Genomic DNA, 14,498 nt, shown 5'->3' on the forward strand with positions numbered 1-14,498 from the left:
TTGCAATGTTCACACGATTTTTCTCGGCTCTCGCCCTGACCATGCTCGCGACCACCGCAGCCCCGGCCCAGGAACGGCCTGCAGGCAAGATCACGACCGTGTTCGATCGCCCGCTGCCACACATCCCGGGCAAGAGCCTGAAGGGCGTACTGGTCGAATACGGGCCGGGCGCCGGCTCGCCGGCCCACACGCACGCAAAATCCGCCTTTATCTATGCCACGGTGCTCGAGGGCTCGGTCCGCAGCAGCGTCAACGGCTCGCCGGAAAAGATCTACCAGGTCGGCGAAAACTGGGCTGAAGAGCCCGGCGCCTTCCACGGCGTCAGCGCGAACGCCAGCGACACGAAGCCTGCGCGCATCCTGGCCGTGTTCGTCGTCGACACCGACGACACGGAGCTGACCAGATTCGTCAAGAAATGAGCTGATCGAGGCTCGCGTCGCGGCGACGGAATCCCCGTCGCCGGATGCTGATCGCAGCCACGGCATTCAACGGGAACAGGACCATGGACTCCCAGGAGGAGACGGGCATCGTCGTGACAGACGAGGGCGCCAGGAATGCCGCCCCCGCAGCACGGCCCAACAAGAAAAAGATCGTCGGGGTGCTGCTGTGCCTCGGCGCCGTTGCGGCCGCGGCCGTCGGATGGGCCAATGCCCGTTCCGGCGGCGAGGCGACGGACAATGCCTATATCCGCGGCGACGTGACCTCGCTCGCGCCGAAGATCGCGGGCTATGTCATAGCGGTCGAGATCGAGGACAACCAGGCGGTCAAGGCCGGGGACACCCTGTTCCGGATCGACGATGCCGACTATCGCGCCAAGCTCGCCCAGGCCGTGGCCAATATCGAGGCGGCGCAGGCGCACGTCACCAATGTCGACGCCGAGACCAAGCTCCAGCACGCTTTGGTCAAGCAGGCCGAAGCGCAGAAGCAGGCGGCGATCGCCGAAGTGACCCTGGCGACACGGTCGCAAGGGCGGCGGCGCGAGCTCATCCGCAGCAATGCGGTGAGCCAGGCGCTGCTCGACGAGAGCGACGCCGCCCGCTCGCGGGCCGAGGCCAACCTGGCAGCCGCCTCGGCGACGATCGAGGCGCAGCAGCAGCGCATCGCTGTCCTGACCACGCAGCGCGAAGCAGCCGTCGCCGCCGTGGCGCAGGCGAAGGCCGCGCGCGACCTCGCCCAGATCGATCTCGACAACACGGTAGTCCGTGCGCCGGTCGGCGGCGTGATCGGCAACCGCCAGGTCCGCGTCGGCCGACTGGTCGCGCCCGGAACCGCCCTGCTCGACATCGTCCCGGTCGACGATGTCTGGGTCGTCGCCAACTTCAAGGAGACGCAGCTCGAAGAGATCCGGCCGGGCCAGCAGGTCCGGATCAGTGTCGACGGCTATCCGAACCAGGTGCTGCAGGGCGTGGTCGACAGCTTCGCCCCCGGCAGCGGCTCAGCCTTCAGCCTGCTGCCCACCGACAATGCGACCGGCAACTTCGTCCGGGTCGTCCAGCGCGTTCCGGTCAAGATCCGGTTTGCGAACAATCCGCTGCCCGGCCGCCTCGTGCCCGGCCTGTCCGCCCGCGTCGAGATCAGCGGAGGAAGCGGCTCATGACCGCGCTCGTCGTCGCCCCGCCGCGCCGCGACAGCCCCGCAGCCGGCACCCTTCTCCTCATCGGCATCGCACTCGCCACGCTGACCGAGGCGATCGCCGGCACTGTCCTCGCGCTCGGACGCAGCGACATCATCGGCGACACCTCCGCCACGCCCGACGAGTTCGCCTGGCTCGACATCGGCTACACTACGCTGAAGCTGATCGGTTTCGTGACCGCGCCCTGGCTGGTGAGCCGGATCGACCCGCGCAGCCTGGTCATCGCCGCGACCCTGACGATGGGGCTGGCGTCGGGCCTCGCCGCGATGACTGCCCGGTTGGATCTATTGATCGCACTGCGGATTGTCCAGGGCTTCTGCGGCGGCGCCCTGCTCATCGCCGGTCAGGCGCTGGTTTTCCTGCGCTATCCGCGCGCCCATCAGCCGCTGCTCCAGGCGCTGTTCGCGATGGGCGCCGTGGTCGCGCCCGCGACGATCGCGCCGGCTCTTCAGGGCTGGCTGGTCGACACCCATTCCTGGACCTGGATCTTCTTCGGCATCGTTCCGCTGGCGCTGGCGGCCGCCGGGCTCCTGCTGATCGCAGACGGCCCGGAGTCCGCCAGGGAGGCGCCGCGCCCCTTCGACTGGGCCGGCTTCGCGCTGATCTCCGTCACGTTCTTCTGCGTCAGCTATGTCCTCTCGCAAGGCAGCCGCTGGGATTGGTTCGAGGAGCCGCGTATCCTCTGGCTGGCGCTGCTCGGCGTCGCCGCGTTACTCGCCTTTCTCGGCCGGCAGGTCATGGCCAAAGGCCGGGGCCTGCTCGACTTCGGCATCTTCGGAGCGAATGATTTCACCTTCGCCTTCATCGTCAGCTTCGTCGCCGGCGCCGCATTGTCGGGCAGCGGGTTCCTGCTCCCCTCCTTCGCAGTCTCGGTCCTCGCCCTCACGCCGACGGATGCCGGCCTGCTGCTGTTCCCGAGCGGCGCAGCCTTCATCGGCACGCTGCTCCTCGCCGCCTGTCTCATCCAGTTCCGCCACCTGCCACCCTTCGCCACGGTGCCCTTCGGCATCCTGATCTTCATGGTCGCGATGTGGCTGCTCTCCGGTTCGAGCAGCGAGAGCGGGGCGCACGACATGATGACCGCGATCCTGCTGCGCGGCTTCGGCCTCGGTTTCCTGTTCCTGTCGATCAACCTGATCGCGTTCAGCGATCTTCCCAGCCACGGCCTCGCCAGCGGCATCGGCCTATTCAACACCGGCCGTCAGCTCGGCGGGCTCATGGGGATCGCGGCTCTCCAGACGCTGATCGACCATCACACCATCGCCAATCTCTCGGTCCTCGGCGCCAATATCGCCGCCGGGAGGCCGGCGGTGATGGAGCGGCTGGCGACCATGACGGCGCTGCTGACGGCGAAGGGGATGGATGCGGTTGCGGCCAGCCGGGCAGCGGCGAGCCTGCTCGGCCGGCTCGTGACCGGTCAGTCCGCCGTCATCGCCTTCGACACCGCCTTCAACGCCGTCGCCCTGCTGTTCGTCGTCGCAGCCCCCGTGCTGGTCGGAATCAAGATCGGGCTCGCTCGATCCGCGAAGGCACGCGCGACTGTTGCTCAAGGATGAAGAGGCTCGTTGTCAGGTGTCCGCTTCCGGGCATGAAACCAATTTCCGCTCCTGGCGCATCTCGCCCGGGGGACCGGCCGGCGATTTTTGGCGCGAATAGGAATCGCATTGCTTAATGAATGACCGTGTTGGGGTAATAGTTGGGGTTTCGGGCGCGAGCGATCTTTGATCTCTCAATCAAATCATGATCTTAGCGCAGGAGTGATGGCGGACAGGGAGGGATTTGAACCCCCGATACCCTTGCGGGTATGCCGCATTTCGAGTGCGGTGCATTCAACCTCTCTGCCACCTGTCCGCGGTCGCTCTGGTCGAAGCGGGCTGGTTACTACACATTGCGTCCGCCCGGCACAAGCCTTTCCGACGCGATGCGTCCACAACTCTGTCACAGCGTTGAAATCCTGCGCTGGCATGCTGCTTTTCCTTGACGCATCGCCCATGCGCGACTAGGAAGCCGCGTCCGGCGTGGGGAAACCCGCGCCTGATCTCTTTTGGCTGCCGCCGGCCATGCCGCTTCTATGCGGCGGATGCAGCGGGCTCAGAAGAGCAAACCCGACCACGCAACCGACTGCCAAAAAGCCGTCCCGCGTGCGCTCCTTGAAGGGAGCCATGACAGGGCGGGGCTCAACATGGAGAACACTAAGATGTTCGCAGTCATCAAGACCGGCGGCAAGCAGTTCCGCGTCGCCGCCAATGACCGCATCACCGTCGCCAAGATCGAGGGCAATCCGGGCGACACCGTCGCGTTCGGCTCCGTGCTGATGCTGACCGATGGCGAGAAGTCGACGATCGGCGCCCCTTTCCTCGGTGACATCACCGTCGCCGGCGAGATCGTCGAGCAGGCTCGCGGCGAGAAGGTCATCGCCTTCAAGAAGCGTCGCCGCCAGAATTCCAAGCGCAAGCGCGGCTTCCGCGCCGAGCTGACCGTGGTGCGCATCACCGACATCCTCACCGGCGGCAAGAAGCCGGAGATGAAGAAGGGCGAAGCCGCTCCCGTCGCGCTCAAGGCCGGCAGCGAAACCGTCAAGGGCAAGGCTGCGGCCAAGCCTGCCAAGGCCAAGGCTGACGCCAAGGCCGAGGGCCTCGACGCCTCCAACCTCTCGCTGATCTCGGGCGTCGGCCCGACCATCGAGAAGAAGCTGCGCGCCGCCGGCATCACCTCCTGGAACGACATCGCCGCCTGGACCGAGGCCGACGTCGCCAAGTGGGACGAGGAGCTGAAGCTGCGTGGCCGCGCCACCCGCGAGGAGTGGGTCGAGCAGGCCAAGGAGCTGCTCGCCGGCAAGCCGCCGCGGGCCAAGGCCGACCAGGCCGAGCTCGCCTCTGGCGAAGACTACTGACCGGCGCTGACAGGCTCCGCGAAGCTTCACGCCCGATCGGGGTGGCTTTTGCCACCGATTCGGGTTACATGGACTGAAGAGTTTTTGAGGTAGGGCGTTATGGCTCACAAAAAGGCAGGCGGTTCGTCGCGCAATGGTCGTGACTCCGAAAGCAAGCGTCTCGGCGTGAAGCGTTTTGGCGACCAGGCGGTCGTGGCCGGCAACATCATCATTCGTCAGCGCGGCACCAAATGGCATGCCGGCGCGAACGTCGGCATGGGCAAAGACCATACGCTCTTTGCCACGTCGAATGGTCGCGTCCGATTCACGACGAAGCTCGGCCGAGCTTTCGTGAACGTAGTCCCGGCCCAAGAGGCCGCAGAGTAAACGGCGGATAGGGAATGTTCTCGATCCGCCGGTTCCATCGAACCGGACGGATCAAGGGAATAAGAGCCCCTAACGGGTTTCCCGAAGGTCAAGCGAGGGGGAGATGGGACCAAAGCCCAGCTCCCCCTTTCGTTTGCGCCGACGGAGAGACCCCGATGTTCCCCGAATTGACGAGAGACGACGTCTTCCGGCTCGAGACCAGGCGGCTGTGGCTGCGCTGGCCGCGGATCGCCGACGCCACCGCCATCCTGCGTCTCGCCGGTGAGAAGGCCGTCGCCGAAATGACGGCCTCGATCCCGCATCCCTATCCGACGCAGGCGGTCGACCCCTTCGTCTTCGCGACGCGCAAGGGCAATGCGCTGGGCGAGCATCTCGTGCTGGCGATCACCCCGCGCGAGAAGCCGAACGAGCTGATCGGCATGATCGGCGCGCACAAGCAGGCAAGCGGGCGGCCCTTCATCGGCTACTGGCTCGGCACGCCGCACTGGAACAAGGGCTACGCCACCGAAGCGGTGCAGGCGCTGATCGACACGATGTTCTCGCTGGTCGAGATCGACGCGATCGAGGCCGACACCCGCGTCATCAATCCGGCCTCGCGCCGGGTGCTGGAGAAGAGCGGCTTCCGGCAGGAGGGCTCCTTCCTCAAGTCGCTGCCGGCGCGCGGCGGCCTGTTCCCCTGCGAGCAGTTCCGGCTCGACCGCTCGACCTGGGCGGCGCTGAAGAGCTGGAGCGCCTCCGGCTGGGCCCCGCTGCCGGCTGCGGAGCAGCAGCAGGCGGAGCGCTTCAGCGAAGAGCCCTGCATGGCGTGAAAATCGCGGGCCCGCCTGGCGGCGGGCCCGTTTTCATGCGCAACGCATTGCCCCACGCGGCGCATACGACTACCTAGCGATCATGAAATTCCTCGACCAAGCCAAGATCTATGTGAAGGCCGGTGACGGCGGCGCCGGCTGCGTCTCGTTCCGGCGCGAGAAATTCATCGAGTTCGGCGGGCCCAATGGCGGCGATGGCGGGCGCGGCGGCGACGTCGTGGTCGAATGCGTCCAGGGCCTGAACACGCTGATCGACTTCCGCTTCCAGCAGCACTTCAAGGCCCGGATCGGCGAGCACGGCATGGGCAAGGACCGGCACGGCGCCAACGGTCCCCCGATCGTGCTCAAGGTGCCGCCCGGCACCGAGATCCTGGACGAGGACGGCGAGACGCTGATCGCCGACCTGACCGAGCCCGGCCAGCGCTTCGTCCTGTGCAAGGGCGGCAATGGCGGCTTCGGCAACGCCTATTTCAAGACCTCGACCAACCAGGCGCCGCGCCATGCCAATCCCGGTCTGCCGGGCGAGGAGCGCTGGGTCTGGCTGCGGCTCAAGCTGATCGCCGATGCCGGCCTGGTCGGCCTGCCCAATGCCGGCAAGTCGACCTTCCTTGCCACGGTGACGGCCGCGAAGCCGAAGATCGCCGATTATCCCTTCACCACGCTGCATCCCGGCCTAGGCGTCGTCCGCGTCGACGGGCGCGAGATGGTGCTCGCCGACATCCCCGGGTTGATCGAGGGCGCGCATGAGGGCCATGGTCTCGGCGACCGCTTTCTCGGCCATATCGAGCGCTGCCGCGTGCTGCTGCATCTGGTCGAGGGTACCAGCGAGCATGCCGGCAAGGCCTACAAGACCGTGCGCAAGGAGCTCGCCGCCTATGGCGCCGATCTCGACGAGAAACCGGAGATCGTCGCACTCTCCAAGGTCGATGCGCTGACGCCGGAGGTGCGCAAGGAACAACTCGCCCGGCTGAAGCGCGCCTGCGGCCGCACGCCGATCGCCCTATCCGCCGCCTCCGGCGAAGGCGTCGAGGCGGCATTGCGAGCGGTCTTCGCCGTGGTCGAGGAAGCACGCGCCCAGGAGGCCAAGCACGAAGCCCCCGCGGAAGAGACCGGCTGGCATCCGTGACGGCTGCCGGCAACTGCCGCTTGCGCTGCGGCCGGTCCTGGTCTTGAACTCGGCGATCGCCCGCTTGGGACCCGAGCCGCCATGCTGAGACGACCGACCGCCTTCGCCTTCTTCGCCTTGCTTCTGGCCGGTACCGCGCTTGCCCAGACGCCGGCGCAGCGCCCTGCCCCGCAGCGATCGAACCAGGCGCAAGCGACGCCAGCTCCCGCCCCCGGCGCCGTCTCGCAGCCCGACAACACCACGGCGAGCTATGGCGACTGGGTGCTGCGCTGCCAGACGAGCGTCGCGGCCCGCGTCTGCGAGATCGTCCAGACACTGGAGCAGCAGGGCCAGCGTGGTCCGATCGCGCTCGTCGCCATCGGCCGGCCGGTCAAGGACGAGCCGATCAAGCTGGTTATCCAGGTGCCGCCGAACCTGTCGCTCGGCAACAATGCCGGCGTGCGCGTCAGCGTCGCCGACAAGGACGAGGCGACCGCGATCTTCCAGCGCTGCCTGCCGGGCGGCTGCTTCGCCGAGATCGCCTTGAGTGACGACGCCTTCAAGCGCTGGCGCGGCTTCGGCGAGGCCGGCCAGATGCGCTATCTCGACGCCGGCAAGCGCGAGGTCGCGCTGCCGCTCTCCTTCCGCGGTTTCCCGGCTGCAGCCGAGGCGCTGCTGCGCGAGCCATAAGCGGCGTCAATGCGCGCCCGAAGGCCTTGCATCGCGCAAGGTCGTCAGCGCCACCGCGAGGCAGAACACCATGCCGGCGATCGCGATCAGCGCGACCGCGTGGAAGCCGGTCATGAAGGCCTCGCGCGCCGCCTGGAGCAGATGCGCGGACTGGTCCGGCGCCAGCCGTTCGGCCGTCGCCAGCGCCCCGCCGAGCGTCGAGCGTGCCGGCGCCAGCACTGCGCCATCCACGCCCGCGACCGACAGATCCGACATGCTCCGGCGATAGAGCGCCGTGCCGAGGCTGCCGAAGACCGCGATCCCGAGCGCACCGCCGAGCTCGATGCTGGTCTCGGACATGGCCGAGGCTGCGCCGGCCCGTTCCTGCGGCGCCGAACCGACCACGATCCCGGTCGTCAGCGCGACCACCGGCGTGAAGCCGATCGAGAACGCGATCGAGGAGGCGACGATCTGGACGAGGTTCGGCGCGAAGGCGAGCCAGGCGAAGCCGAGGCCCGAGAGCACCATGCCGCCCGCCATCAGCGTCGCCGGCTTGAAGCGCAGGGTCAGCGGCGTCACCGCGAAGGAGGCGAGCGTGAAGGCGACCGCCGAGGGCAGCGACCAGATTCCCGCTTCCAGCGGCGTCAGTCCGGCGACGAGCTGAAGGTACTGGGCCATGAAGATGAAGCTGCCGAACATCACCATGATGCCGGCGAGATTGATCGCCAGCGCCGCGCGAAACGCTGGAATAGCGAACAGGGTCAAATCGACCATCGGATCGGCGAGCTGCTTCTGCCGGCGCGCGAAGACGACGCCGAGCGCGAAGCCGACGACGATGAAGCCGAGCACATAGGCCGAGAGCCCGAACTCGGCCCAGTGCTTCACCCCATAGATCACGGGCAGGATCGTCGCCAGCGAGAGCAACGCGCTGACGAGGTCGAGCTTGCCCGCCTGCGGCGCCTTGTATTCCGGCAGCAGGATCGGACCGATCACGAGCAGGATCAGCATCGGCGGCACTGCGATCAGGAAGACCGAGCCCCACCAGAAATACTCGATCAGCGCACCGCCGATCAGCGGGCCGATCACGGCGCCGGCCGAGAAGCTGGCGATCCACATCGAGATCGCGAAGGTGCGCTCGGTCTCGTCCTCGAACATCACCGCGATCAGCGAGAGCGTCGAGGGCGCCAGCGTCGCCCCGGCGATGCCGAGCAGCGCGCGCATCACGATCAGCATCTCGGTGCTGGTCGAGAAGGCGGCGACGGCCGAGGCCACGCCGAAGGCGGCCGCGCCGATCAGCAGGAGCTTGCGCCGGCCGATCCGGTCGCCGAGCGTGCCCATGGTCATCAGGAAGCCGGCGACCATGAAGCCGTAGATGTCGATGATCCAGAGCAGCTCACCAGCCGAGGGCTTGAGCTCGCGCGTCAAGGTCGGCACGGCGAGGTTCAGGACCGTCAGGTCCATCGAATAGATCATGCAGGGGAATGCGATCGCGATCAGGCCCAGCCATTCGCGGCGCGTCGCCTTGCGCACCCCGGCGCTGGCGGTCGAAGAAGTCGTCACGGTCCAAATCTCGTCGGTTTTTGAGCAGCGACACTGCCAGTGGAATGTGGCAGGTCCTGTCAGCAGGAGCCCGCGCGCGCCGCATGCCCGCCATGCTTGTATCGGAGCCGGCGCGCTACCTCAACGCTCCGCCGGCCCTGAGCGCCGAAGCAACAGCGTCTCATGCCCCAGGAAGCTGACGACGCGCTCGTCGCGAAATCCGAAACGCCGGGCGAGCCGCAGCGAAGGCGCGTTTTCCGGCGCGATCAGGCAGACCGAGCTCTCGTGCCCGGTCCGTCCGTCGAGCCAACCCAGTGCCGCGGCGAGCGCCTCGCTGGCGAAACCCTGGCCATGGGCCCAGCTCGCGAGCACCCAGCCGGCCTCCGGTATGCCGCGAATCGACGGCTCGATCTCCCGGTGGAAATCAGCGAAGCCGAGATCGCCGACGAAGCGCCCGCTCGCCTTCTCGGTCAGCGCCCAGTAGCCATAGCCGAGCAGCGGCCAGAGCCCGCGATAGCGCAGCAGCCGCATCCAGGCTTCCTGCACGCTCGAGGGCTGGCCGATATGGCGCACGACCGCGGCATCGGCCCACATCTGGTGAAGCGGCTCGAACTGTTCCAACCCATGCAGATCGAGGATGAGGCGCTCGGTCTCCAGGCGAATGGCTTTACCCCTCCGCGAACTGCAGCCGATAGAGCCGCGCATAGGCGCCGTCGCGGGCGATCAGCTCGTCGTGATCGCCGGTCTCGATCACCTTGCCTTCGTCGAGCACGACGATCTGGTCAGCCTCGCGCACGGTCGAGAGCCGGTGAGCGATCACGAGCGTGGTCCGGCCCTTGGTCAGCTCCGCCAGCGCCTGCTGCACCAGCCGCTCCGACTGGGTGTCGAGCGCCGAAGTGGCCTCGTCGAGCAGCAGGATCGGCGCGTCCTTGAGGACGGCGCGGGCAATGGCGAGGCGCTGGCGCTCGCCGCCGGAAAGCCGCGAGCCGCGCTCGCCGACCCGGCTGTCATAGCCTTCCGGCATCGCCATGATGAAGTCATGCGCGGCAGCCGCCTTGGCCGCGGCGATGATGTCGTTCTCGCTCGCGCCCGGGCGGCCGAAACCGATATTGGCGCGCACCGTGTCGTCGAACAGCACGACATCCTGGCTGACCACGCCGATCTGGCCGCGCAGGCTGCGCAGGGTCACGTCGCGGATATCCTGGCCGTCGATCTCGACCTTGCCCTCGGTGGCATCGTAGAGGCGCGGCACCAGCGCCAGCATGGTCGACTTGCCCGAGCCGGAGCGACCGACCAGCGCCGTGGTCTTGCCGGCCGCGGCGACGAGGTCGATGCCTTCCAGCCCGCGCTGGTCGTCGCGATAGCGAAAGCGCAGGTCGCGGAAGGCGATCTCGCCGCCGCTCACCGCCAGAGGCCTGGCGTCCGGACGCTCGGTGATCAGCGGCTTCTCGTCGATCAGCGCATAATAGCGTTTCAGCGAGGCGCCCGCCTCCTGGACGATGGCGTTGAGATTGCCGAGCGAGCGCATCGGCTGCGCCGCGAGCAGCAGCGCCGAGACATAGCCGGTGAAGTCGCCGACCGTGGACGTGCCGGAAGTGATGCGCACGCCGATCGCAGCGAGCACGCCTGCGACCGCGATGCCGCCGGCGACCTCGAGCAGCGGATCGAGCCGGCCACGTGCATTGGCAGCCTTCATCTTCAGCGTCCGGATCGTCTCGAAAGCGGCGGCGGCGCGATCCTTGAGATAGGGTTCGAGCGAATCGGTCTTGGCGACGCGCGCGCCCTGCAGGCTCTCGGTGACCAGGCCCGCCATGATGCCGGTCTGCTCCTGCTGCGACATCGCCATTCGGCGCAGCTTCTTGCCGATCCGGCCGATCGGACGGGCGACGATCGGCGCGATCAGCAGCACCACCGCCGTCATTTTCCAGTCGATCCAGAGCATGGCGCCGACGAGTGCGATCGCCGTCATCACATCGCGGACCGCGATATTGACCAGCCGCGTCAGCGCTTCCTTGACGAAGGTGAAGTCGGTGGTGAAGCGCTGGGTGAGTGAGGCGGGGTTCTCTCGTTGCAGCTGCGCCAGGTCCGCATCGATCAGATGCGCGTAGAGCGCGCTCTGCATGTCCGCCTCGATTCGGCTGACGACGCTGTTGGTCATCACCGTCTGCGTCAGCAGCGAGAAGCCCTTGATCGCGGTGACGATGATCACGACCACGGCCACCGCGTTGACGACGCCGATCTCGATGCCGAGCGATTTCGAGACCAGCCGCTCGGCGCGGCGCACGAAGCCGGTCGCCTCGGCCCCGATCGGGTCGGCGAAAGCATCGAACGCCGCCTTGATCAGCAGCGGATAGAAGCTCGTCGTCGCCGCGATGACCACGACGAGGGCGAGGATGGCGAGCATTTGCGGCAGGTATTGCCGTCCGCGCTCGCGCCAGACTCGGGCAAAGAGCGCAAGGGTGTCGTCGGTGACGCGGCCGATCTTCATGGCGCGCGGCCTAACATGACCGCCATGCGAGCGCCACTGCCGGTCTTGCTCCGGACACGAAGCTGACGTCCGATAGCCATGAGTTGATTCACCAGCCATCGAGAGCCCATGCCCCTTGCCCCGCCGGCCCGGCCCGGACAGTCCTTCGCCGAGATCGATACCCCCGCATTGATCATCGATCTCGATGCCTTCGAGCGGAATCTCGTCACCATGGCGGCCTTTGCCGAGGCGAGCGGCCTGCGCCTGCGCCCGCACGCCAAGACGCATAAGAGCCCCGAGATCGCCCTGCGCCAGATCGCCCATGGCGCGGTGGGCCAGTGCTGCCAGAAGGTCGGCGAGGCCGAAATCCTGGTCGCAGGCGGCGTCACCGACGTGCTCGTCACCAATGAGATCGCCGGCGCGGCCAAGCTCGACCGGCTGGCCAAGCTCGCCCGCGAGGCCCGCATCGGGCTCTGTGTCGACCATATCGATGGCGTGCGCGAGGCCGCCGAGGCCGCGGCGCGCAACGACGTCGTCCTCGACGTGCTGGTCGAGCTCGACATCGGCGGCCGACGCTGCGGCGTCGCGCCCGGCGAGGCGGCGGTGCGGCTCGCCGAGGCGGTGGCACGCAGCAACACGCTGCGTTTTCGCGGCGTGCAGGCCTATCACGGCTCGGCCCAGCATATGCGCTCGATCGACGAGCGCAGCGAGGCGATCGAGCGCGCCGGCCTGCTCGCTCGCAACGCGATCGAGCGCCTCGCCCAGGCCGGCCTCGCCTGCGAGACCGTCGGCGGCGCCGGCACCGGCACCTTCGAATTGGAGAGCCGCTCCGGCATCTGGAACGAGCTGCAATGCGGCTCCTACATCTTCATGGACGCCGATTACGCCAGGAACCGCATGGCCGACGGCTCGACCTTCCACACCTTCCAGCATGCGCTGTTCGTGCTCGCGGGCGTGATGAGCAAGCCAGTGCCGGACCGCGCCATCGTCGATGCCGGGCACAAGGCCGCCGCGGTCGATTCCGGTATGCCGGTGCCGTGGCAACGCGACGGCGTGATCTACACCAAACCCTCCGACGAACACGGCATCCTGACCGGCGATCCCGTCGCTGTGCCGCATCGCGGCGACCGCGTCCTGCTCGTGCCCGGCCATTGCGACCCGACCGTCAACCTGCACGACTGGTATGTCTGCGTGCGCGGGCTCAACGGCCCCGACGCGCATGTCGAGGCGGTCTGGCCGGTCGCGGCGCGCGGGGCGCTCAGCTGATTCCTGGGGGCATGACGTTGTCCGAATACCGGCATCCACTTTTCGGCATCACGCCCTGATGCTGGCGGAACTGGCGCTGCAGGCCCTGACACCGGCCGCGCCGCTGGCGCGCCGGTTCGGGCTGCTGCGGGAAGGCATCGCGCTCTGGTCGCGCGGGCAACGCCAGCGCAAGGCCTGGGAGCCGCATCAGGCCCGCTGCCGCGCCATCATCGCCGAAATTGCAGAGGCACTGCCGCGGCGGCGCAAGGTCGTGGTGCTCGGCTCCGGCCCAGCCCGCGATATCCCGCTCGACTTGCTCTGCGAGAGCTTCGACGAAGTCGTGCTCATCGACATCGTCCATCTGCCGCTGCTCCGCCTGAAAACGTGGCGGGAGAAGAAGGTTAGTCTCATCAGCCGCGACCTCACCGGCGCGATGGCCTGGCTCACCGGAGAGGCGGCGGAACGGCAGGACCCGGTCGCCGATCTCGTTGACGACGACAGCGTCGACCTCGTTGTCTCAATAAATCTGCTCTCGCAGCTGGCCTGGCCGGTCGCCGACTGGCTGGAAGACAACCCCGCCCGCGCCGCCGCTTTGCCCGAGAACCTCCCGGGCCGCTGCATTGCCTGGCACCTCGACGACCTCGCCCGCTTCAAGGGCCATGTCTGCCTGATCAGCGATGTCGAGATGATCGAGCGCGACCGTGCCGGAGCAATCCATGAGCGGCTCGACCTGATGTACGGCGTCGCACGCCCGCAGGAGGATGAAAGCTGGCCTTGGCCGGTCGCCCCCTTCGGCGAGGCCGAGCGCGACCGGGAATATGTGCACAAGGTCTGCGTTTGGCGGAATTACCGGCTAGCCGCTTGACGAGACTCGGATTTGAGTCGGCTAACCCTCAAAAAACCTAACCTAACGGCCAGTTCTTTCGAGTTCTCAGAAAATGATCCTCGACAAGGTAGGTACTAACGTACTCCCAAGCTCCATAGAAGGCATCAACACTATGACCGTAAGAAGCCAACTGGCATACTTCAGAGAATATCTCTGAAAGCCACCGCACCATTTGAAGCGCATAGAATCGCCCGTACCGCTGCACAGTGGATGTTTGGCCCGTGAGAACCGATGCGGAGAGAACCTGATCGAGATGCGCGCCAACCTCACTTGTGTGAGAAACCAATGTGAAAGGCCCCATTATCGCATCAACCAACCTAGCGTTCGATTCGACACGCTCCTGTTCCTTGGTGCCATAGTAATGCGCGTTCAATATCGCTTCCGCGACTTCCTTCCACCATTTGCGCACAGGCTCCTCGCTACCGAGATTCGGGTCGCCTAGTGCAGCAAAATTCGCGTAACGGCCGCGCCCAGCATCAGCAAAATCATCCAAACACTCAATGATTTTGAGACTGATACCATGAGTGCATCGCGGGTATCTCAGCTTCAAATTACGCTTCTGACTCACGGAATCAGCAGCTTCTATTAGCCCTTTAAGTTTATGACCATATGCTCGAACAAAAGATGCATTCGGCATTTGCCCCCCTTTTGCCAGGGCGGCGTCAGCTACTAGAATCAACTTGCAAAGCCTTTCAAGACCGATCGATAAAGCAAAGAAGGCTGTATAGTACTCGCCGGTTCTATCGGCATAATTGGCTCGCCCTAAAGCAGTAATTCCAGAGCCAATTAGATGACGAATCAAAGCGGCCTCTCGCTTTACGAAATGCCATTCCGGAATATCCCACGGATTATGTGCTTTGGTCATTGCCTTGGCGCCGTCTTTGGA

At 66.5% G+C, this 14,498-nt stretch carries 14 protein-coding genes and 1 tRNA gene; 10 read left to right on the plus strand and 5 right to left on the minus strand.

What is annotated here, in order from left to right:
• The first annotated feature begins 5 nt into the window (after positions 1-5).
• The 3 genes from ACQKLX_RS23885 to ACQKLX_RS23895 all read left to right on the plus strand — a co-directional run bounded on the left by ACQKLX_RS23885 (position 6) and on the right by ACQKLX_RS23895 (position 3,189).
• Positions 6-419, plus strand: coding sequence for a cupin domain-containing protein (locus ACQKLX_RS23885; RefSeq protein WP_427364051.1), 414 nt, complete (start codon positions 6-8; stop codon positions 417-419).
• Between the two features lie 83 nt (positions 420-502).
• Positions 503-1,597, plus strand: coding sequence for an HlyD family secretion protein (locus ACQKLX_RS23890; RefSeq protein WP_427364052.1), 1,095 nt, complete (start codon positions 503-505; stop codon positions 1,595-1,597).
• Entirely contained in the window at positions 1,594-3,189 is a 1,596-nt protein-coding gene (locus ACQKLX_RS23895) for a DHA2 family efflux MFS transporter permease subunit (protein ID WP_427364053.1), read from the plus strand. Before ACQKLX_RS23890 ends, ACQKLX_RS23895 begins: the two co-directional genes overlap by 4 nt.
• A gap of 205 nt (positions 3,190-3,394) precedes the next feature.
• Here the strand turns inward: ACQKLX_RS23895 and ACQKLX_RS23900 are convergent.
• Positions 3,395-3,484 (minus strand) — tRNA-Ser (locus tag ACQKLX_RS23900).
• Positions 3,485-3,830: 346 nt separating this feature from the next.
• Here ACQKLX_RS23900 and ACQKLX_RS23905 point away from each other — a divergent pair.
• The 5 genes from ACQKLX_RS23905 to ACQKLX_RS23925 all read left to right on the plus strand — a co-directional run bounded on the left by ACQKLX_RS23905 (position 3,831) and on the right by ACQKLX_RS23925 (position 7,496).
• Positions 3,831-4,526: a 50S ribosomal protein L21 gene (locus ACQKLX_RS23905; RefSeq protein WP_427364054.1), complete on the plus strand. Its 696-nt coding sequence runs from the start codon at positions 3,831-3,833 to the stop codon at positions 4,524-4,526.
• 99 nt (positions 4,527-4,625) lie between these two features.
• Positions 4,626-4,892, plus strand: coding sequence for a 50S ribosomal protein L27 (gene rpmA, locus ACQKLX_RS23910; RefSeq protein WP_427364055.1), 267 nt, complete (start codon positions 4,626-4,628; stop codon positions 4,890-4,892).
• Positions 4,893-5,047: 155 nt separating this feature from the next.
• On the plus strand, positions 5,048-5,701 hold the full coding sequence (locus ACQKLX_RS23915) for a GNAT family N-acetyltransferase (protein ID WP_427364056.1): 654 nt from the start codon (positions 5,048-5,050) through the stop codon (positions 5,699-5,701).
• 82 nt (positions 5,702-5,783) lie between these two features.
• Complete coding sequence (gene obgE / locus ACQKLX_RS23920; protein WP_427364057.1) at positions 5,784-6,827, plus strand: GTPase ObgE; 1,044 nt, start codon at positions 5,784-5,786, stop codon at positions 6,825-6,827.
• A gap of 81 nt (positions 6,828-6,908) precedes the next feature.
• Positions 6,909-7,496, plus strand: coding sequence for an invasion associated locus B family protein (locus tag ACQKLX_RS23925; RefSeq protein WP_427364058.1), 588 nt, complete (start codon positions 6,909-6,911; stop codon positions 7,494-7,496).
• 6 nt (positions 7,497-7,502) lie between these two features.
• On the opposite strand, the gene ACQKLX_RS23930 is transcribed toward ACQKLX_RS23925, so the two are convergent.
• The 3 genes from ACQKLX_RS23930 to ACQKLX_RS23940 all read right to left on the minus strand — a co-directional run bounded on the left by ACQKLX_RS23930 (position 7,503) and on the right by ACQKLX_RS23940 (position 11,502).
• Positions 7,503-9,035, minus strand: coding sequence for an MFS transporter (locus tag ACQKLX_RS23930; RefSeq protein WP_427364059.1), 1,533 nt, complete (start codon positions 9,033-9,035; stop codon positions 7,503-7,505).
• Positions 9,036-9,155: 120 nt separating this feature from the next.
• Positions 9,156-9,719: a GNAT family N-acetyltransferase gene (locus ACQKLX_RS23935; protein WP_427364060.1), complete on the minus strand. Its 564-nt coding sequence runs from the start codon at positions 9,717-9,719 to the stop codon at positions 9,156-9,158.
• On the minus strand, positions 9,682-11,502 hold the full coding sequence (locus ACQKLX_RS23940; RefSeq protein WP_427364061.1) for an ABC transporter ATP-binding protein: 1,821 nt from the start codon (positions 11,500-11,502) through the stop codon (positions 9,682-9,684). The genes ACQKLX_RS23935 and ACQKLX_RS23940 overlap by 38 nt, the downstream gene beginning before the upstream one ends.
• Positions 11,503-11,610: 108 nt before the next feature.
• Here ACQKLX_RS23940 and ACQKLX_RS23945 point away from each other — a divergent pair, with 108 nt between their 5' ends.
• Positions 11,611-12,747, plus strand: coding sequence for a DSD1 family PLP-dependent enzyme (locus ACQKLX_RS23945; protein ID WP_427364062.1), 1,137 nt, complete (start codon positions 11,611-11,613; stop codon positions 12,745-12,747).
• Positions 12,748-12,805: 58 nt separating this feature from the next.
• On the plus strand, positions 12,806-13,591 hold the full coding sequence (locus tag ACQKLX_RS23950; protein ID WP_427364063.1) for a hypothetical protein: 786 nt from the start codon (positions 12,806-12,808) through the stop codon (positions 13,589-13,591).
• Between the two features lie 37 nt (positions 13,592-13,628).
• Here ACQKLX_RS23950 and ACQKLX_RS23955 read toward each other — a convergent pair whose 3' ends face one another.
• Entirely contained in the window at positions 13,629-14,477 is an 849-nt protein-coding gene (locus ACQKLX_RS23955) for a hypothetical protein (protein ID WP_427364064.1), read from the minus strand.
• Positions 14,478-14,498: the final 21 nt, after the last annotated feature.

This window comes from Allobosea sp. NPDC003192 (assembly GCF_050275675.1).
Classification (GTDB): domain Bacteria; phylum Pseudomonadota; class Alphaproteobacteria; order Rhizobiales; family Beijerinckiaceae; genus Allobosea.